The organism is Lutibacter sp., assembly GCF_016342705.1.
Lineage (GTDB): Bacteria > Bacteroidota > Bacteroidia > Flavobacteriales > Flavobacteriaceae > Lutibacter.
Genome location: NZ_JAEINV010000010.1, coordinates 86280 through 105936 on the forward strand (window position 1 = coordinate 86280; position 19657 = coordinate 105936).

The following is a 19657-nucleotide window of genomic DNA, read 5'->3' on the forward strand; positions in this document are numbered from 1 at the left end:
CTTTTTATTTTGTTCACACTGCGAGGAGTTTTAGTTTTGCAACACTTCCTTTGTTTGTATATATTAGCTATGTCATAGTCAATAGTTTTAGGTTAAACATTTTATTAGCGTATTGTGTTCTTAAAATTTTTACCAGCAGAGGATTTTTATTTTATTATTGAATACAATTATTTTTAATATTCCTCTCTTTCTAATTGATCCTTTTTTTTATATAATATTCTATAAATGGAATCATATTCAATTTTATTGACCTCCTTACCTGTTCTAGGTTCATCTATCTCAATTTTATTTATTGAATTTAAATTTAGCTTTTCTAAATAATATGTAAAGATGTCTACTTTAAGTACAACTATTAACCCTGGTAAACCTCCACTGCCCATTGGTCCAGTGTTAACAGGAATTTCAGGAGTATACCAAGCTTCTATAATTTTATTATTCCTCTTCGTTGAATCAACCGATATGGCCTTATAACAAATATATTTATCCATTCTAATTTTTTCATTTGTTAATTTCCAATTATAATCATCAAAGTTTTTAATAATTCTAAAGACCTCCCCTAAACTTTCCTTTTGTTGAATGACTTTTTTTGAAATCAGATTTGAATAAATTTTTCCTGTTATTTTTGCTTTAACACTTGCCATATCAATTTTAGAAGAACTCACATTTAAATTGGATTCATAATAAAAAAGCGAGCTATAATTGTTGAAGATTAATTTAAATTTAGTACTACTTGGACCACTCGAATCATCTATAGTATTCTTTAAAATATTAATATCTTTTGCAGTACTATTTTCAATTTTATTGAAATCAATAGTTGTTTTTAAACCATAAATAGCAACACCATTTATGTTTTGTGAGCATATTTCATTGAATATTAAAAATAAAATTATTGATAAAATCTTTATTTTATTAAACATACCAGTCCTCTATTTATTAAGTATTTATATCCACCCCAAATCATTAGCTATTTCACATAACTGCTTTAGTGAATCAGCAGTTTCATTAATAAGCTCTTCATCATCACTTACTTCTTTTAATTTTGCTTTTATCCAAATTTTAAAAGCCCAACATTTCGCACTTTCAATCCCATTTAAATCATAATTAATATATTCAATCATATTTAATTGATTTATTTGGAATTGTAATTTCATTGGATTTGGAATCTCCTTTATATTTTCCGCATTAACCATTGCAAAACTTGCAAAAACAAATACTATACTTAAAATTATTTTTTTCATTTTATTAAAATTTAAATTAGTTAATAGCGCATAATTGCGCTTTAATATTTTGTTAGTTCTGCGTGGTGTATTACTTTTGCAACACTTCCTCTGTTTGTATTAATTAGCTATGTCATAGTTGGTTGGTTTTAGGTTAAACATTTTATTAGCGTATTGTGTTCTTAAAATTTTACAAACAGAGGATTTTTATTTTACTCCGCTTAATAACAATAGATAAATTACCTTTTTTAAGCTTTATTAAAACTTAAAGGCAGCAAAAAAAATCTCATTACGAGTTTATTCTTTTTTCTTAAAAATATGTAGTAAATAGCAATTTACAGCAGTATTCTTTTTCATATAACAATTTTGTATTCGGTTTTAAATCTTTCTTCAGGTTAAATGTATAAAAAAAAAAAAAAGACTTGGAAAAATATTTTCACTAATTATCTAAATTTAAAATCAGTTTAAATAATAATATTTATCTTATTTTTAAAAAAAGTTAATTTCTTCTACTTTTATCAATTTCTTTATATTTATTTAATAATTGTTCATGAGTTATAATTTTACCTTTTTCAGGCTTTTTAATTTTAGGCTCATTTTTAGAATTTAATTTTATTGAAGTTGCATAATATGTTATACCTCCTTCTGTTAATTCTAAAATAAGACCTGGCAAACCTGCATAATATTTTGGACCAAAACCATTTGAAATTTGAGGAGTATACCAAGCTTCAACTACTATCCTTTTTTTAGGGTTTACTTTTATTGCTGTTGCTTTAAAACAAGTATAAACTCCTATTTGTTTGGATTCGTTTGATAATTTCCAACCTATTTCATTTAAAATTCTTTTTATAATCATTCCTTTATCAAAAGAGCCTAATTCCTCTAATGAGACACTATCTTTCAGGCTTGTGTAAAATTTACTATCACTAGCCGTAAAAATCTTAGCATAATCTATACTGGCATAATTATTTTCTGAACCCAAAATTTCTTTCCAAAAATAATTAGAGCTATCTTTATTAAAAACCAAATTAAATTCAAATGAATCTTGGTATTCCTTTAAGCTTTCATTTATATTATAAAGGGTTTCAGCTTCTCCTGGTTTTCCAAATTGTTTTAATGAATCAATATTAAACATATCTGTAGCTCTATATTTATAAACTACTTCACCTGTAAATTTCTGAGCATACATTGAGTTGTTAATTGTGATTAACAATATTGTCAAATAAATGTATTTGATTAAATCCATATCTATTGTATTTAAAAGTTAAGCCACAGATTTTTGCAAAACTGTGGCTTTGTTAATATTAAAAATCATTTATTGTGGCTCACTTTCTTCCAAACACAATTCTTCAGCTCGAATAGCTATTTTAATTGCCTCAATAAAATCACCCGTTGTTTCGTATGCCGCATCACGAGTAAATTCGTACACTCTATCGCAAAAATCATCATAAACAACAATTCTTTCAATTTGCTTATTGATAACATCATTCTTTATATTTTCCGCATTCACCATTGCTAAACTTGCAAAAACAAATACTATACTTAAAATTATTTTTTTACTCACCATTTTTAAATTTACAACTTTGTGTTCGTGATTTTTCTTTGAAAAGTTCATTTTATTAAAATTTAAATTTGTTAGTAACGCATAATTGTGCTTTTATATTTTGTTTGTACTGCGAGGTGTATTACTTTTGCAACACTTTCCTCTGTTTGTATTAATTAGCTATGTCATAGTTGGTTGGTTTTAGGTTAAACATTTTATTAGCGTATTGTGTTCTTAAAATTTTACAAACAGAGGATTTTTATTTTATTCAACTCTTGTTTATTTATTCCTACTCAAATCTATTTTTTAAAACCATTAAACATTCTCTTACTTAAATCATTGAATTCCTTTTGAGTTATACTTCTACCGCGCATGGGTTCGTTTATTTCAAGATGATCAAATATTTCAATACTTTTTAGTTTAAACAAAATATTTCCTTCTTCAAGTTGAACTATAAGACCAGGAAGCCCATTGTATTCCTTTGGTCCATAATTAAAAGGTAATTCCTTTGAATACCAAGCTACTACTAATTGTTCTTCGACTCCTCTTGAACCTTCAATATATTTTTTTGTTGTAGCTTTATAACAATTATAAATCCCTATCTTCTTAACATCTTTATAAATTATCCATTCAAATTTAGGAACTTCTAACAAAAAATCTTGACCAAAAGAGTTCTTACTTTGTATAGTTTTTTTATTATTGAAATAATATGATCCTTTAAACCTGCCGATTCTTTTCAGAATTTTTATACTATTCTTATTAATTTCAAGTTGGTTTGGAAGATAAAACAAGGAATTTTTTTTATCAAAATCTAAAACAAAATTTACAGATTCAGAATAAGAAAGGCTTTTTTTGTAATCAGCTCTCATTTTAAATAACATTTGCTTTTTTTTGGAATCCATTGAACTTTCATCAATTTTAGAAATACTATCATTATTGTAAAAATGGATATTATATAATGCTTTGTATGAATTTTGGCTATTTACACTTTTACTTATTAAAAATAAAAGAAATAATATTTTAATATATTTCATTGTAATAAAGATTATCCCTCCATAATTTATTTGGAGGGAATTAAATTATATGGTATATTAATTGATTAATTTTTTCAACTTAATTACCCATACATTCTTCATAGGCTTCTTCAAAGACATAATATTCTTCCTCATATGATAACCAACCTGTTCCATACCAAGTTCTGGAATCTTCATTAGCCATATAAACGGCTATTTCGGCTGACTCATAACAATCTACACTATTTTGAGCTGATCCAATCGTAGTAACCCCAAGAACAAAAACTAGTCCTAATATTATTTTTTTCATTTTAGTAAAATTTAAATTTGTTAGTAGCGCATAAATGCGCTTTAATATTTTGTTAGTACTTCGAGGTGTATTACTTTTGCAACACTTTCCTCTGTTTGTATTAATTAGCTATGTCATAGTTGGTTGGTTTTAGGTTAAACATTTTATTAGCGTATTGTGTTCTTAAAATTTTACAAACAGAGGATTTTTATTTTACTCCGCTTAATAACAATAGATAAATTACCTTTTTTAAGCTTTATTAAAACTTAAAGGCAGCAAAAAAAATCTCATTACGAGTTTATTCTTTTTTCTTAAAAATATGTAGTAAATAGCAATTTACAGCAGTATTCTTTTTCATATAACAATTTTGTATTCGGTTTTAAATCTTTCTTCAGGTTAAATGTATAAAAAAAAAAAAAAAGACTTGGCAAAATAATTTTATTATTAAGCCATATTTAAAATCAGTTTAAATAAGAACATTATTTATCCTATTTTTACACCAAATTAATTTTATGTCACAATTCACATTATTATTTGCCAGTATTTTAGGAGGTTTAGCCGTTATTTTTGGCGCATTTGGAGCGCACTCGTTGAAAAAACTCTTAAATGAAGATCAATTAAAAAGTTTTGAAACTGCTGTAAAATACCAACTATATCATGCTATTGTTTTATTAGTTATTGGGTTTAATTTAAGTTTAGAAACTTCACTAGAAAAATATATGGTGTACAGTTTTATAATTGGGATTTTGCTGTTTTCATTTAGTATTTATGGCTTGGTTATTTCTTCAGCAAACAATAAAAAATTAAAATTTTTAGGCCCAATTACGCCACTTGGAGGGTTGTTTTTGGTGTGTGGTTGGATTTTGTTATGTTTTTCAATATTGAATTTATAACATAAAAGAGGCTGTATAGAAAGTGAAGTTTTCGTCAACCTGAACTTATTTCAGGTTCTCATAATGATTGAAAATCAGAATATTGAGATTTTGAAACAAGTTCAGAATGACGGCTTTTAACTCTTTTTATACAGCCTCTAATAAAAATCTACTAACTAAAGTTTTTGTCTATAATTTATTTTGAAGAAAATAATTTAGGGTTAAAAGTAAACATAATCCAACTCCAAGAACTGTTCTCATCTTTATCACCTCCTTTTAATACTTCCATAGAATTTGTTCCGTACATTTTAGAATAACCTGCGCTAAATGCAATATTATTAGCTACTTTATAACCAATTGTAAAATCAATTTCAGTTCCTAATTTACTATCCATTTTAGTACCTCCACTATAAATATCTGCAGCAGAAGAGAAGAAATGAGGAATAACCTTTGCTGAAAACTTGTCTTTATTATAACCAACAAAAGCATTAATATCCACTAAACCAACAGAACCTCCGTGGTTTCCAACATAAAAATAATCCATCCAACCATTAAATTTGTGGTTTGTACCATATAACGGATTGAAGGATTTTACGTCTAAACTTGAATCATTCATATCTTTACCGGATAAATATTCAGCACCTAATCCAAAAGAAAATAATTCTGAAGCTTTATAACTTAAATTTCCTGAAAAGTTTGATGCAGAAACATCTTTATCTGAAATTTTTCCAGTTTGAACATATATAGAAAAATCTGAAGCAAATTTTCCTTCTTTATACGTAATATATGTACCCAAAGTTTGAGAATAATCTACTTTTTGATCTCCAGAATTTAAATATTCAACACCATTATTTAAAGCTAATAAGCTTAAACCTACTTTATCAATTGCTGTGTGATAATACGCATATTGAAATGTTTTGTAACCAGCAATATTGCTATATAAATTATCTACACCAGCTTGGCTATCTGCATTTAAAGCAAATCCTACATCTAAATTACTTTTTTCTGAAGTCTTAAATTTGACAATCATAGCATCATGGCTTCTAGCTTGTTGTGCCCAACCTACATTTCCAAAAATTCTACTGTCATCATATACAATTTCTTGACGACCAAATTTTAATGAAAATTTATCAGATAATAAAGCCTCAGCCCAAGCTTCGTGTAACATAGTTGCGTTGTCATCAGCTCCTAAAGTGCTAATATCTCCCCAAACTCTTACGTTTTGTAAAGAAACTCCTAACTTAATTTTGTCTTGACTAAAATTAAAATTTAAACGTGAACGTTGTGAAATAAAGTTTGCTCCATCTGCATTTGTAGCTGATAAGGATCCATAGCCATGTTTGTTCTCAAAACGTGGTCTAATTTCAGCAGAAAGATCAAATTGTTGTGCATAATTTGTTGTTACCATTAATGTAACTAAAAGTGTAAAATAAAAATACTTTCTCATTGGTATTTGTTTTAATTATTTTTCGATTTAATATATAAAGACCTTCTTGTCTTTATATGGCGAAAATACAAGCTATAAAGCAACTAAATACTGATTTTTATCAACTTTAGTTATTTTAGAATAAAAATTATAATTCCAATTACCACAAACAAATAAATGAAAATTGAATATTTCCAAAAAATATGGGCGCTTCTCATTTCCATAAAATAAAATGAAACACCTAAAAATTTAATTGCAGAAAGCACTAAAATAATAATTGTAGAAACTGTTGTTGCTATTGTTAAATTTGAAACCAACGCAGTACTTATTGTTAGCAAAATAAGAACTATCCATACTGTTAAAAGAAGGTTTTTTTTCATTTTAAAAAAGTAAATAAATTACGGGAAACAATAACAGCCAAATTAAATCGCACATATGCCAAAAAGCGGCACTCGCTTCAAAATCTTCTAAAATAATTGTTGCTTTTCTCTTTAAACTAATGTAGTTGAACATTAAAATCACCAATCCAACCAGCACATGAATCACATGAAACAAGGTTAACATCCAATAAAATGAGAAAAATGTATTGTATCCAATTGTGATACCTAATTCCAGTTTAAAATAATATTCTACACTTTTTAAAAGTAAAAATAGCACACCACCAAACATTGTAAATTTTAAAAAGCGTGTTGCTTTTTTTAAATCATTTTCTTTGAAACTCTCAACAGATTTAGCCATAAAAAAACCGCTTGTTAATAAAAACACAGTGTTTATGGCTCCAAAACCTGTATTCAATAACAGTTTAGAGGTATGAAAAACTTCGGGCTCATCTTTGCTGTATAAAACCATGGCTATTAAAGCTGCACCAAAAGTGAATAATTCTAGGAAAATAATAATCCATAATAAAATACCTCCTGGTGGATATGCAATATTTTTAGTGTTTATTTGTGCTGTTTTCATACATTAATCCCAATCTAATAAACGTTTTTCGCCTTCTAACTTTTGAATATCGGTTACATCTTGAGACATTTCAATTACACCTCTATATTTTTTGTTATTATCACGAATAGCAAAATAACGGATATGAATTTGGCGTCCTCTAAAATTGAACCAAAACTCGGCAACATCTTTTGTGCCTGATTTAAATTCTTCCACAATTCGTAATACCATATCCACACTTTTTGGTGGGTGACAAAAACGAACTTCACGACCAATAATTCCTTTGCTACGAGGAAAAACACGATCTTCTCCTCTATTGTAAAAAATTACTTTATCGTTTTCATCCACAAAAGTGATGTCAACTGGTAAAAAACGAAGCAATAAATTTACTTGTTCAGGTGTCATATAACCTTCATCATAATGAAATGTGTTTTCTAAAGAAAAAGACAAATCTCTTTTAGAAAAATCTTCACTTGGGTGCACATATGTTTCTTGCTCAATTGCAGGATATGGTAATGGTTTTTCTAACAACATCCAACCAATTTCCTCATCGCCTTGGTAAAATTCTTTCCATTCGTCTTCCGATAATAATTCCATTGAATTTGGAAACAACTTCATATCTTCAATAGATAATAATCGTTTAATTCCTTCAATTAAATACGGAACATTATCAATTATTTTTGCTGTATTCTTTTCCGTATTATAGGTGTTTAACAAACGTATTTGATCTCGTAAATTATCATGAAAAGACCACATTCCTTGACTTGGACCTTCCCAACCGTGTTTTTCTAAATACGGAAATAATTGATTTTCTTTTCTTGAAAATCGTTTTTCAATAGTTGTTAACTGATTGAAAACATTAAAATATTTTTGAAAATCGGCAACAGGATTAGCATCGTATAATTCTGATAATAAATTTTGAATTAGTTCGCTTTCTTGGTAATATACTTTTACTGGATGCCCAATTGGTAATTTTTCTACAGTTGATAAAAATGAATTCATTGTACTATTTTTATATGTTTATGCAACAATTTTTAAAATTTTTGGAATAAATACATGAGTATTAAAATGCATGTATTTTTGAAGTTTATGATCTAATTCTTGTAATTTTTCATATAAAAATCGGTACGAATTACAAGCTTCATTTGGCGCAGCGTAATGTGATGATAGTTTTGAAATTTCTTTAAATGTATCACTCACCAAATGTTGCGCAATTTCGCTTTTGTTCAAAGCTTTTTTAACACTTTCAATTTGAGTTGTTGAAATATCCGCTGTACTATTATTTAATGCTAAAACACTTTCTATAGCAGGAAACAAACTAGTTTCAGTATTTTTAACCATTTCAACTAACACAATTTCAACGGCTTGCATTAAGTTGTTTATTTCCAAAACTTCTTTATGGTCACTTCCATGAACCTCAGCAACTTTAGCTGACAAAGGCATTATTTGAGGAAGTGTTTCATAAATATATTGATGAAAATCTTCCGTTGCTTGTTCCATTAAAGTTGTAATATCTAAATCGTTCAGATTTTGTTCACCTGAAATTTTGTTATTAATAGCATCTATTTCTTGCTTTAATATTTCAAAATCTACTCCAATTTTTTTACAAGCGTTTTCTAAAGTTACGCCTCCTCCACAGCAAAAATCGATATTGTATTTACTAAAAATGTGATCTGATCCTAATTTTTTTGATACAACTTCTGCAACTGTATTTTCTTTAGTAATTGTCATAATTAATAATTTATGATTGATGTTTTATTTTCTCATATAGTTGAACCATAGACTTTAACAATTCAACTGGTGTTGTTAATATTTGATAATGATTTTGCCCAAACATTTGTGGCAAATAATATTTTGCTTGCGCCTCAATTGCCAAAGCATACGAATTAATATTGCGTTCATTTAATTCTCTTAATGCTTGTTTTACATCATTTACGCCGTATTTTCCTTCGTATTTATCGTAATCGTTTGGTTTTCCATCCGACAATAAAATCACCCATTTATTTTTTGTGCTTCTTTTGTCAAGCATTGCACCTGAATGTCGTAATGCGGCTCCAATTCTGGTATATCCGCTTGGTTCAACAGCACCCACTTTAAATTTTGCTTTATTCCAATCTTCATCAAAATCTTTTATGGTGATGTACGAAGAATGATTTCTTGTTTTTGAATAAAAACAGTCGATTGAAAAATCGATATTAAATTCATTTAAAATTTCTCCAAATAAAATTGAAACCTGCTTTTCCACATCAATAACTCTGTTTCCTGCAGCATAACCATCGCTTGATAAACTGATGTCTAACAATAATAAAATGGATAAATCTTTCTCTTTTTTTCGTTTTGAAATGTATATATTTTCTGATGGTGTGTGTTTTGAATGCACATCTACAAATAAATCTGTAATAGCATCAATATCAAACTCTTCTCCTTGTAATTGTCTTTTTTGTTGTTGGTATTTATTGTTTACAGAAGTCAGCATTTTTCGCAAACCCATTAAAGTACTATTGTTTTCTTTTATCGTTTTTTTATAGTAATTCACATTATTTTTTACCAATGTTTTTGGGTACACTTTACAAAAATCTTCTTTGTACACTCGTTTTGTATAATCCCATTCGTCGTATTTAATGTGATAGCCATTTGCATCAAAATCAGCACTTTCAGAAACTGTTGTATTTTCAATAAAATCGGCCTGATACACAGAATGTGCCGTATCATCAACACGCACCGTGTATTTCATATTCACATCTTCCAACGCATTTGAATGGTCGTCTAATTCGTCTTCACCATCAAAATCTCTAAAATTTCCACCAAATTCTTCAGCAGTTTCAACCTTTTCAAATTGATGTTGCAATACTGCATCTTCTTGCTGTTTTATATCTACTTGAACCGAAATAATTTCTTCAACCGCTTTCGATTTTAAAATAGTTTTTGGCTGTTCTTCAGCTGCCTTTTTTACTTTGTCTGAAAAATTGTTTAAACTATTTTCTGAATCTTCTTCAGGATTATTTCGCATCCATTTTCCGTAGATAAATGAAAAATCTGCCAACGTTTCTTCTTTTACTTTTGAAGTATAAAACGTTTTTAAATTGGTATAATATTTTTCTGTAATTGGAAACTGTTCAAACAACAAATCCAATATTTCTTTTGAAGTTTCTTGTGCTTTTTGTTGAGATTCTAATAACTCATGTTCCTGATTATCATTCCAATTTAAGTTTAAATTCTTTTGAACTGATAAATACAAAACTCTAAATAAATAATAGGCAATATTTTCATCGGTTGAAGGAAAATCTGTAAACTTTGTTGGTAAAAAGAAGTTATTATTTTTAAAACCACCTTCACGTTCTGCTTCGTAAATCTCAATAGATTCGCCAGTAATTGCACGCGCCAATAGTACTAAACGAGGTTTAATATCTGCTAAATTTACCGCAGCTATATTTTCCGCTAATTTTGCCTTCTTTTTTCTTTTGAAATAGTAGGCTAGTTTAGTAAATATGTATTCATCTGGCTCGAACATTTTTTTTGGCTTTTGGCTATTGGCTAATTATATCATTAAATTACATAAATCTTTTAAGGCTTCTATCACTTCTAAATCGTCTGTTAAAGGTTCTACAACAGCAACTTCAACTGATAATCTTTTTGGTAATCCACTATGAATTAATTTAGCTGCATCCACCAACAAACGTGTTGAAACAGTTTCTGCCAAACCTAGTTCGGTTAAATTTCTAATTTTAGTAGCAATATTTACCAATTTTTTAGCCATTGAACTATCAATTCCTGTTTCATTCACTAAAATTTCAGCTTCAATTTTCTCTTCAGGATATGCAAATGAAGTAGCTATAAAACGCTGACGAGTAGATGGTTTTAACTCTTTAAATCCTTTTTGATAACCTGGATTAAAAGATGCTACCAACATAAAATCTTCGTGAGCTTTCACTGTAATTCCTAACTTATCAATAAACAATTCACGACGGTGATCTGTTAAAGAGTGAATTGCTACAATTACATCTGGTCTGGCTTCCGCAATTTCATCTAAATAAATAATGGCGCCTTGCTTAATTGCAGTTGTTAATGGTCCGTCCGACCAAATTGTTTCGGCTCCTTTTATAATATATCTACCAACTAAATCTGTTGATGAAGTTTCTTCATGGCAACTTATTGTAATTAGCTTTTTGTTTAATTTTGAAGCCATAAACTCTACAAACCTAGATTTTCCAGTACCTGTTGGCCCTTTTAATAAAAACGGTATTTTGTTTTTATAAGCGTGTTCAAATACCTCAACTTCTTTGCCTATTTGATGGTAATATGGTAATTGAGTGTTCATTTTTATTTTTTATTGATTTATTAGATTAAAAACCAGAGTTTTGGAATTTTCAGAAAACAAGTTTGGTCGTTTGCTTATTATCTCAAACTCTGGCATCAATCTAAAAAACTACAATTTTATATTTTTTGCTAACTATTCATTAATTTCTAAAGCTTCATCGGTTGGTTTACCGTGCTTATAAAAATCAATAATATATAATCCAATTCCTGTTGTAAACATAGTTGCACATAATATCAACACAACAAAATGAATGCTAATTTCCTTTTGAACTTGCATAAAGTCCATTCCAAACTTACGTTCTAAATAAACCTGAGCAACTCCTGCAACTCCAAAAGCAACTGTCATTCCAATCATACCAATATTAGCTAACCAAAAAGCCATTCTACCAGTTGCGCTATCATATAATTTTCTACCTGTCATATTTGGCAAAGCATAACTTATAATTGCTAAAACAATCATAGCATACGCTCCCCAGAATGCTAAATGTCCGTGCATTGCAGTTACTAAAGTTCCGTGTGTATATAAATTTGTTTGTGGTAACGTATGTGCAAAACCTAATAAACCTGCTCCAACAAAGGAAACAATTGCAGAACCTAATGTCCAGTATAATGCTAATTTGTTTGGATGTTTTTTCTCTCCTTTTCTATACATATTTACGGCAAATAATGCCATTGCTAAAAATGCTAAAGGCTCTAATGCTGAGAAAATTCCACCAACAACTAACCAAATTTTATTTACACCTATGTAGTAGTAATGGTGACCAGTTCCTAAAACTCCTGATAAAAAAGTTAATCCAACAATTACATAAAGCCATTTTTCAATAACTTCTCTGTCAACACCAGTTAATTTGATTAATAAGAATGATAAAATACCACCCATAATTAATTCCCAAACTCCTTCTACCCATAAATGAACAACCCACCAACGGAAAAATGAATCAGTAACTTGGCTATCAAAAGGTAACATTCCTGGTAAATACAGCAACGCAGCAAATAATAATCCCATTGAAAGCACTAGTGCTGTAGTTGTACGTCTTTTAGATTTAAATAATGTAGTTAAAATTAATCCTAAGAATAATAGTACATTAACTACTACCAAATAATCTAAAGGGCGAGGAATTTCTAAAAATTTACGTCCTTCCCAAATATTGAAATGGAATCCAACAACTGCTACAACACCAACAACTGCTAAACTTATTAATTGTACATATGCCAATTTTACGTTTACCAATTCTCTTTGAGCCTCTTCAGGAATAATATAGTACGCTGCTCCCATAAAACCAGACAACAACCAAACTACTAATAAGTTGGTATGTACTGCTCTTGCGGTATTAAATGGAATAAATTCGTGTAAATTATCAAATCCTATTCGGGCAAAACCCATAATAAAACCGTAGGTAATTTGTAATACTAACAATAGCATAGAAAGGGCAAAAAACCAATATGCTACTTTTTGTGATTTATATTTCATGATGCTTTTGTTTAGTTGTTAATTTTATCTTTTGCTAAAGGCGAAACAATTCTATCGAAACCATTTAAATCAATTTTTCCAATCCATTTAAAGAAAGCTACCACATCGCTAGCTTCTTGTTCGGTCATTCCATATGCAACCATTTTTCTTCCGTTTGGCTGCCAAGGTCCTTTAGACATTAAAATACTTTTTATTACTTCCTCACCATTTCCATCATAACGAACGTTTAATCTATCTACTACTTTAGTAAGTTCTGGCGCATAATAAGCACCTTCTCCCAGAATAGTATGACAGCCCATACAGTTATTAGATTCCCAAATTTCTTTCCCTCTAACTACTTCCGCAGTAAGGTTTTCATGATTTGTTTGGTCTGCTCCTTCTGATAATGAATACACCGTAAGTCCTATAAATATTAGGAAGGTTACCAATGTACCACCAAGAAAGAACGCCCTTGCTTGTTTTTTAGATAACATGTTTTAAAAGAGTTTAATTTAGTTAAATTGATTATTATATTAAAGGACCTTTTTATCTTTTATTATTGCAAAAATATATAATTTTTTAATAAGAATTATGACGATTGTCATAATTCTTATTTTTTTTCAAAATCCGTAGAAATATCTTTTAGTGTTAGCTTTCTTCCTTGAGCAATAATTTCTTTGGAAAATTCCATGATACTTAAATCTCTGAATTTTCCTAAAATACCATTTTTAAAAGGTTCAACTATAAAATGAACTGGACAAGGATTTAAACCATCACATTCAGAAAGGCCTAAAAAACATTCGTTTAACCTAGATAATCCATCAATATTTTCAATAATATCCAATACTGTTCTTTTTCCATTTTTTTTAGTCAAATAAAAACCTCCATTTGGTCCTTTAGTTGAAGAAATGATCTTACCACGCACTAATTGCTGGAATAATTTAGCTAAAAAAGGATTAGGTACATCAATGCTTTCAGCGATTACTTTTACACTTATTTTATGGGTTTCACTTGAATGTTCTGCCAAAAACAATGTTGATAAAATGGCATACTTACTTGCACGAGATAACATCATAATAAATAATATTGTTTGATTTCTTTAGAATGCAAAATTAACAAAAAAAGAGTAACAAGTATTATATTTTTTTAAATTTAACCGTAAAGTGCCTCATAATAGGTGCTTCATCGCTAATTATGAATCCAGATTTTGCTTCATTTCTTGTATCAAAAATATTTTTTATAGAGGCTGCAATATAATCCATATGGTTATTTGTATACGTTCTTCTTGGAATTGCTAAACGCACTAATTCTAATTCTGGATATCTATTTTCTCTAGTTACAGGATCTCTATCCGCTAATACAGTTCCAATTTCAACACCTCGAATTCCACCTACAACATATAATTCAACAGCTAAAGCTTGTCCTCTATATTCATTACGAGGAATTGTTGGCACAAATTTATTGGCATCTAAATAAATAGCATGACCTCCAAACGGTTGTTGCACAGGAACACCATAATCAACTAATTTCTGCCCCAAATAATCTACTTGCTCCACCCTACTTTCTAGATAATTAAATTCAGTAGATTCATTTAAACCCACTGACAATGCACCCATATCTCTACCATTCATTCCACCATAAGTTATAAAACCTTCAAACATAATATTAAAAACAGTGGCTTGTTTAAAAACTTCTTTACTATTTAAAGCTATAAAACCTCCCATATTTACCAATCCATCTTTTTTAGCACTCATGGTCATTCCATCACCATAAGAAAACACTTCTTTTACAATTTCTTTAATAGTTTTATCAGCATAACCTTCTTCTCTTTTTTTGATGAAATACGCATTTTCAGAAAAACGAGCTGCATCAAAATATAATGGAATTCCATATTTTTTACAAAGTTCAGAAACCTCTTTTGTGTTTTTAACAGATACTGGTTGCCCGCCTGCACTATTGCAAGTAATAGTTAAAATTACAAACGGAATTTTTTCTTTTGGATGTTGTTTAAATACTAGTTCTAATTTTTTTAAATCTATATTTCCTTTAAATGGATGCACAACTGAAGTATCAAAAGCTTCATCAATAGTACAATCTATTGCAGATGCTTTTCTGAATTCAATATGTCCTTTTGTAGTATCAAAATGAGAATTTCCTGGCACAACATCTCCTTCTTTAACCAATGCAGAAAACAAAACATTCTCCGCTGCTCTACCTTGATGCGTTGGTAAAAAATATTTAAACCCTGTAATCTTCTTTACTGTCTTTTTTAATTTTAAAAAAGAAGATGATCCTGCATAACTTTCATCACCAATCATCATTTCTGCCCACTGTTTATCGCTCATTGCGCCTGTTCCAGAGTCTGTAAGCAAATCAATAAAAACTTTATCAGATGATAGGTTAAATAAGTTATAATGTGCTTTTTTTATCCATTTTAAGCGTTGTTCTTTAGTTGATCTGTTAATAGATTCAACCATTTTAATTTTATACGGTTCAGCATATGGTAATTCCATAATAATAATTTTAAAAATTTACAATAAGATTCTTTAACTTGGTTTAAAACCAATTGACTGGAAGGAAAGGGTTTACTTAATAAAACACTCTGGGCGTTTTATATATAAATAATTACTATAAAATAATTTGAAAAAACTTAACGTATTCATGAAATTTATTTCTGATAACAAATTTACAAAATTTTAATTTTTAAAGCACTATTTTCAAATTTTTATAAAAAAATTTAGTGACAATAATCAGTAAATGTGATAAAAGTTACAGTTAACTTTACATTCGCAAAAAACTAGGTGATTTTTATCTTAAAATTATAATAATAAAGTAGTTTTATGACAATTATCATTAGTTTTGCAAAACGTTATTTTTAATAATAAATTTAATAAAATGAATAAATTTTTATCTTTTATATATTCTACCAGAATTATGGCCGTTCTTTTTCTTGTATTTGCTGCAGCAATGGGTGTTGCAACCTTTATAGAAAATGATCACGGAACCGAAACAGCCAAAGCTTTAGTTTATAACGCTTGGTGGTTTGAAGGAATTATGATCTTTTTTGCTATTAACTTTTTTGGAAATATTTTTAAATATAAATTATTAAGAAAAGAAAAATTAGTTGTTTTAGCATTTCACTTAGCCTTCTTTTTAATAATTGTTGGCGCCGGGATAACAAGATATATAAGTTTTGAAGGTATTATGCCAATTAAAGAAGGTGCTGTTAGTAATACTTTTCTTTCTGAAAAAAATTATATAAGCATAGTAGTTAATGATGGGAATGAACAAAAAACTCCTTATCATAAGCCTGTTTTATTATCATCAATTAGTAAAAATAGTTTTAATTATACAACCGATTTTAAAGGAACGGATATTTCTGTAAAATTAACAAATTACACTCCAAATGCTGAAGAAGTTTTTGAGGAAACTGAAAATGGTGAAGAGTATTTATTATTTGTTGAATCTGGTGGAGGCGGAAGACACAACCATTATTTAAAAAAGGGAAATGCTGAAGTTGTTCACGGAGTACAGGTTGGTTTTGATTCTCCAACTAAAAATACTATCGATTTTAAAACTGTTGATGGTAGCTTAAAAATTGCATCAGCTGTTGAAGGTCAATTTTTTAGAATGGCCGATAATTTTGAAGGAAATATAGCAAAAGATTCATTACAAGATTTTTCACTTTTAGCAGTGCATTCTATTGCTGGTTTACAATTTGTTGTACCAAAAGGACCAATAAAAGGTTCCTATAAAACAGTTTCTGGAAATAAAGAAATGAATTCTTTAGCTCAATTAGAATTTGACGTAACAGTAGGAGGAGAAACAAAACATATTAAATTAAACGGAGGGAAATTTGCAATTCAACCTCCAACTCAATTTTCAATTGGAAATTTAAACTTTAGAATGAGTTATGGCGCTATGCAAATGCAATTGCCGTTTAGCATTAAATTAAACGATTTTCAATTAGATAAATACCCGGGATCTGAAAGCGCTATGTCATTTGCCAGTGAAATTACTGTAATTGATCCAAGTGAAACTTTTGATTTTAGAATTTTTATGAATCACATATTAAATTACAAAGGTTATAAATTTTTCCAATCTAGTTATAATATTACCCCAGAATATGAAGAAACACATTTATCCGTAAATCATGATTTTTGGGGAACTACAATTACGTACATAGGATATTTCTTATTATATGCAGGATTAATATTAATTATATTTATGCCAGGTACACGTTTTGATTTCTTAAGAAAAAGTTTACAAAAAATTAAAAAAACTAAAACAACACTTTCTGTTCTAGCGTTACTTTTATTTTCTGTCTTTTCCTTTGGACAAGAACACAATCATGCAATGTCTGAAAAGCAAATTGATTCTGCTTTGGTGGCTAATGAAATTAGTTTAGAACATGCAGAAAAATTTAGTAAGCTTATTATTCAAGATGCTGGAGGAAGAATGAAACCAGTACATACCTACGCATCAGAATTATTACGAAAAGTAAGTAAACACGATACATATAAAGATATGAATGCTACTCAAGTATTTCTATCTATTCAACAAAATCCAAGAGTTTGGTTTCAAATTCCAGTAATTTATATTGAAAAAGATAATACCAAACTAAGAGATATTGTTGGTATTCCACACGATCAAAAATATGCAGCATTGGCAAGCTTTTTTGATGAACAAGGAATGTATAAAATTTCTGAAATTCAGCAAGAAGCTCAAAAAAGTAATATAAAAAGTAAGTTTGAAAAAGATGTTATTAATGTAGACAGAAGAGTTAATTTATTATATTCTGCTATAACTGGTGATATTTTGCGAATATTCCCTATTCCAAATGATATTAATCATACGTGGGTATCACATAATAATATTCAACCAACAAATTTTAAAGGTCAAGATTCTTTATTTGTTCGTCAAATATTACCAATTTATTTACAAACATTATCCGAATCCAAAACAACAAAAGACTACTCTCAATCTGATGAAATTATTGAGGGTATTATAAAATTCCAAAAAAAATATGGTAGTGATGTTTATCCTTCAGACCATAAAATAGATTTAGAAATTGCCTATAATAAATATGATGTTTTTAGAACAATATATAGCTATTATATGTACATAGGAACGTTAATGTTCTTATTTGTAATATTTCAAATTTTCAATTCAAACAAAGTAATAAACTACTTAATAAAAGGAAGTATTGCCATTATTATACTACTATTTTTAATGCATACTGGAGGTTTAATTGCACGTTGGATTGTAAGTGGAAACGCTCCTTGGAGTAATGCGTATGAATCTATGATATATGTAGGTTGGGCCACCATGCTATTTGGGCTAATTTTTGGACGAAAATCATCTATGACCATTGCAGCAACAGCGTTTTTAACCGCATTTATTTTAATGGTTGCACATTGGAACTGGATGGATCCTGAAATTGCAAACCTTCAACCTGTATTAAACTCATATTGGTTAATGATTCACGTTTCAATAATTGTTGCTAGTTACGGCCCATTTGCTTTAGGTATGATTTTAGGTTTAATTTCATTAATATTAATGGCTTTAACTACCCAAAAAAACAAAGCAAAAGTTGGCGCTATGATTAAAGAGTTGACCACTATTAATGAAATGTCTTTAACTGTAGGTTTAGTGATGTTATCAATAGGAAACTTTTTAGGAGGACAATGGGCCAATGAAAGTTGGGGACGCTACTGGGGATGGGATCCAAAAGAAACTTGGGCTTTAATTAGCATTATGATTTATGCTTTTGTATTGCATTTAAGATTAGTACCAGGTTTAAGAAGTAGATTTACGTTTAACGTATTTTCTGTTGCTGCTTTTGCTTCCATATTAATGACGTATTTTGGAGTTAACTTTTACCTATCCGGTTTACATTCTTATGCTAGTGGAGATAAAGTAATTACACCCGTATTTGTATACTATTCTATTGTAATTGTAGCTATTTTATCAATTTTCGCCTATTTTAAATTCAAAAAACATTATAAAAAATAATAATTACCAATGCAAAAATGTAACTTTGCAAACTATTAAAAAAATATAAAAATGTTTAATAAGTATATAAAATTAGTAATAGCAGGAGCAATTTTTATTTGGTCAATTTTTCAATTTGTTGAAGGGAATATAATGAATGGTATTTCATTAATTTTATTAGCTGGTATTTTTGTGTTGTTTTATTTTAAAAACGAATTTATTTTACTAGCCTTTTTACAATTAAGAAAACAAAATTTTGCTGGAGCAAGTAAATGGTTGTCATATATTAAAAATCCTAGCAGTGCTTTAATTAAAAAACAGGAAGGTTATTATAATTTTTTACAAGGAATTATGGTTTCACAAACCAACATAACACAGGCTGAAAAATATTTTAAAAAAGCGCTTAGTTTAGGTTTAAATATGAACCATGACATTGCAATGGCTAAATTACAACTAGCAGGAATTGCAATGACAAAAAGAAGAAAAAGAGAAGCTACACTGTTAATGAATGAAGCTAAAAAGCTGGATACTCAAAATATGTTAGCTGAACAAATAAAAATGTTAAAAGACCAATTAAAGAAAATTTAATTTTCTTTA

General features: G+C 28.8%; 20 protein-coding genes. 3 read left to right on the plus strand and 17 right to left on the minus strand.

Annotated elements, in window-relative coordinates; all coding sequences use genetic code 11:
• Window positions 1–173: 173 nt before the first annotated feature.
• The 6 genes from JEY78_RS10845 to JEY78_RS10870 all read right to left on the minus strand — a co-directional run bounded on the left by JEY78_RS10845 (window position 174) and on the right by JEY78_RS10870 (window position 4083).
• On the minus strand, window positions 174–917 hold the full coding sequence (locus JEY78_RS10845; RefSeq protein WP_291850903.1) for a GLPGLI family protein: 744 nt from the start codon (window positions 915–917) through the stop codon (window positions 174–176).
• A 24-nt stretch (window positions 918–941) separates the two neighbouring features.
• The gene (locus tag JEY78_RS10850) at window positions 942–1238 is read right to left on the minus strand and encodes a hypothetical protein (RefSeq protein WP_291850906.1); all 297 of its coding nucleotides are present in this window, start codon (window positions 1236–1238) and stop codon (window positions 942–944) included.
• 478 nt (window positions 1239–1716) lie between these two features.
• Window positions 1717–2463: a GLPGLI family protein gene (locus tag JEY78_RS10855; protein ID WP_291850909.1), complete on the minus strand. Its 747-nt coding sequence runs from the start codon at window positions 2461–2463 to the stop codon at window positions 1717–1719.
• A 69-nt stretch (window positions 2464–2532) separates the two neighbouring features.
• Window positions 2533–2832: a hypothetical protein gene (locus JEY78_RS10860; RefSeq protein WP_291850914.1), complete on the minus strand. Its 300-nt coding sequence runs from the start codon at window positions 2830–2832 to the stop codon at window positions 2533–2535.
• A 227-nt stretch (window positions 2833–3059) separates the two neighbouring features.
• The gene (locus JEY78_RS10865) at window positions 3060–3794 is read right to left on the minus strand and encodes a GLPGLI family protein (protein WP_291850917.1); all 735 of its coding nucleotides are present in this window, start codon (window positions 3792–3794) and stop codon (window positions 3060–3062) included.
• 79 nt (window positions 3795–3873) lie between these two features.
• Window positions 3874–4083, minus strand: coding sequence for a hypothetical protein (locus JEY78_RS10870; RefSeq protein ID WP_291850920.1), 210 nt, complete (start codon window positions 4081–4083; stop codon window positions 3874–3876).
• Window positions 4084–4574: 491 nt separating this feature from the next.
• Between JEY78_RS10870 and JEY78_RS10875 the strand changes: the two genes are divergently transcribed.
• Window positions 4575–4955, plus strand: coding sequence for a DUF423 domain-containing protein (locus tag JEY78_RS10875; protein WP_291850923.1), 381 nt, complete (start codon window positions 4575–4577; stop codon window positions 4953–4955).
• Window positions 4956–5130: 175 nt separating this feature from the next.
• Here the strand turns inward: JEY78_RS10875 and JEY78_RS10880 are convergent, their stop codons facing one another.
• The 11 genes from JEY78_RS10880 to JEY78_RS10930 form a co-directional block, all read right to left on the minus strand.
• On the minus strand, window positions 5131–6381 hold the full coding sequence (locus JEY78_RS10880) for an alginate export family protein (protein WP_291850926.1): 1251 nt from the start codon (window positions 6379–6381) through the stop codon (window positions 5131–5133).
• Between the two features lie 110 nt (window positions 6382–6491).
• A complete protein-coding gene (locus JEY78_RS10885; protein WP_291850929.1) occupies window positions 6492–6740 on the minus strand; it encodes a cytochrome C oxidase subunit IV family protein in 249 nt (82 codons plus the stop codon).
• Between the two features lies 1 nt (window position 6741).
• A complete protein-coding gene (locus tag JEY78_RS10890; protein WP_291850932.1) occupies window positions 6742–7320 on the minus strand; it encodes a cytochrome c oxidase subunit 3 in 579 nt (192 codons plus the stop codon).
• Window positions 7321–7323: 3 nt separating this feature from the next.
• Entirely contained in the window at window positions 7324–8301 is a 978-nt protein-coding gene (locus JEY78_RS10895; RefSeq protein ID WP_291850936.1) for a PAS domain-containing protein, read from the minus strand.
• Window positions 8302–8319: 18 nt separating this feature from the next.
• Window positions 8320–9030, minus strand: a complete 711-nt coding sequence (locus JEY78_RS10900; protein ID WP_291850938.1) for a DUF542 domain-containing protein — start codon at window positions 9028–9030, stop codon at window positions 8320–8322.
• Window positions 9031–9040: 10 nt separating this feature from the next.
• Window positions 9041–10810 (minus strand): VWA domain-containing protein, encoded by a 1770-nt coding sequence (locus tag JEY78_RS10905; RefSeq protein ID WP_291850941.1) that lies wholly within the window; start codon window positions 10808–10810, stop codon window positions 9041–9043.
• Between the two features lie 27 nt (window positions 10811–10837).
• Window positions 10838–11617: a CbbQ/NirQ/NorQ/GpvN family protein gene (locus JEY78_RS10910; RefSeq protein WP_291850944.1), complete on the minus strand. Its 780-nt coding sequence runs from the start codon at window positions 11615–11617 to the stop codon at window positions 10838–10840.
• A gap of 132 nt (window positions 11618–11749) precedes the next feature.
• Window positions 11750–13087 (minus strand): cbb3-type cytochrome c oxidase subunit I, encoded by a 1338-nt coding sequence (locus tag JEY78_RS10915; RefSeq protein WP_291850947.1) that lies wholly within the window; start codon window positions 13085–13087, stop codon window positions 11750–11752.
• Window positions 13088–13098: 11 nt separating this feature from the next.
• Window positions 13099–13560: a cytochrome c gene (locus JEY78_RS10920; RefSeq protein ID WP_291850950.1), complete on the minus strand. Its 462-nt coding sequence runs from the start codon at window positions 13558–13560 to the stop codon at window positions 13099–13101.
• A gap of 116 nt (window positions 13561–13676) precedes the next feature.
• Entirely contained in the window at window positions 13677–14141 is a 465-nt protein-coding gene (locus JEY78_RS10925) for an Rrf2 family transcriptional regulator (protein WP_291850952.1), read from the minus strand.
• A 61-nt stretch (window positions 14142–14202) separates the two neighbouring features.
• Window positions 14203–15579, minus strand: coding sequence for a tryptophanase (locus tag JEY78_RS10930; RefSeq protein ID WP_291850954.1), 1377 nt, complete (start codon window positions 15577–15579; stop codon window positions 14203–14205).
• Between the two features lie 382 nt (window positions 15580–15961).
• Here JEY78_RS10930 and ccsA point away from each other — a divergent pair, with 382 nt between their 5' ends.
• Window positions 15962–19081 (plus strand): cytochrome c biogenesis protein, encoded by a 3120-nt coding sequence (gene ccsA / locus JEY78_RS10935; RefSeq protein WP_291850956.1) that lies wholly within the window; start codon window positions 15962–15964, stop codon window positions 19079–19081.
• 51 nt (window positions 19082–19132) lie between these two features.
• The gene (locus JEY78_RS10940) at window positions 19133–19648 is read left to right on the plus strand and encodes a DUF2892 domain-containing protein (RefSeq protein WP_291850958.1); all 516 of its coding nucleotides are present in this window, start codon (window positions 19133–19135) and stop codon (window positions 19646–19648) included.
• Window positions 19649–19657 lie beyond the last annotated feature (9 nt).

Bases quoted from the DNA above. Each gene is read 5' to 3' on its own strand.
- JEY78_RS10920 (WP_291850950.1), bottom strand. From the start codon at position 13,560: ATGTTATCTAAAAAACAAGCAAGGGCGTTCTTTCTTGGTGGTACATTG.
- JEY78_RS10940 (WP_291850958.1), top strand. From the start codon at position 19,133: ATGTTTAATAAGTATATAAAATTAGTAATAGCAGGAGCAATTTTTATT.
- JEY78_RS10875 (WP_291850923.1), top strand. From the start codon at position 4,575: ATGTCACAATTCACATTATTATTTGCCAGTATTTTAGGAGGTTTAGCC.
- JEY78_RS10865 (WP_291850917.1), bottom strand. From the start codon at position 3,794: ATGAAATATATTAAAATATTATTTCTTTTATTTTTAATAAGTAAAAGT.
- JEY78_RS10860 (WP_291850914.1), bottom strand. From the start codon at position 2,832: ATGAACTTTTCAAAGAAAAATCACGAACACAAAGTTGTAAATTTAAAA.
- JEY78_RS10885 (WP_291850929.1), bottom strand. From the start codon at position 6,740: ATGAAAAAAAACCTTCTTTTAACAGTATGGATAGTTCTTATTTTGCTA.
- JEY78_RS10895 (WP_291850936.1), bottom strand. From the start codon at position 8,301: ATGAATTCATTTTTATCAACTGTAGAAAAATTACCAATTGGGCATCCA.
- JEY78_RS10890 (WP_291850932.1), bottom strand. From the start codon at position 7,320: ATGAAAACAGCACAAATAAACACTAAAAATATTGCATATCCACCAGGA.
- ccsA (WP_291850956.1), top strand. From the start codon at position 15,962: ATGAATAAATTTTTATCTTTTATATATTCTACCAGAATTATGGCCGTT.
- JEY78_RS10915 (WP_291850947.1), bottom strand. From the start codon at position 13,087: ATGAAATATAAATCACAAAAAGTAGCATATTGGTTTTTTGCCCTTTCT.
- JEY78_RS10900 (WP_291850938.1), bottom strand. From the start codon at position 9,030: ATGACAATTACTAAAGAAAATACAGTTGCAGAAGTTGTATCAAAAAAA.
- JEY78_RS10855 (WP_291850909.1), bottom strand. From the start codon at position 2,463: ATGGATTTAATCAAATACATTTATTTGACAATATTGTTAATCACAATT.
- JEY78_RS10850 (WP_291850906.1), bottom strand. From the start codon at position 1,238: ATGAAAAAAATAATTTTAAGTATAGTATTTGTTTTTGCAAGTTTTGCA.
- JEY78_RS10930 (WP_291850954.1), bottom strand. From the start codon at position 15,579: ATGGAATTACCATATGCTGAACCGTATAAAATTAAAATGGTTGAATCT.
- JEY78_RS10845 (WP_291850903.1), bottom strand. From the start codon at position 917: ATGTTTAATAAAATAAAGATTTTATCAATAATTTTATTTTTAATATTC.
- JEY78_RS10880 (WP_291850926.1), bottom strand. From the start codon at position 6,381: ATGAGAAAGTATTTTTATTTTACACTTTTAGTTACATTAATGGTAACA.
- JEY78_RS10925 (WP_291850952.1), bottom strand. From the start codon at position 14,141: ATGATGTTATCTCGTGCAAGTAAGTATGCCATTTTATCAACATTGTTT.
- JEY78_RS10910 (WP_291850944.1), bottom strand. From the start codon at position 11,617: ATGAACACTCAATTACCATATTACCATCAAATAGGCAAAGAAGTTGAG.
- JEY78_RS10870 (WP_291850920.1), bottom strand. From the start codon at position 4,083: ATGAAAAAAATAATATTAGGACTAGTTTTTGTTCTTGGGGTTACTACG.
- JEY78_RS10905 (WP_291850941.1), bottom strand. From the start codon at position 10,810: ATGTTCGAGCCAGATGAATACATATTTACTAAACTAGCCTACTATTTC.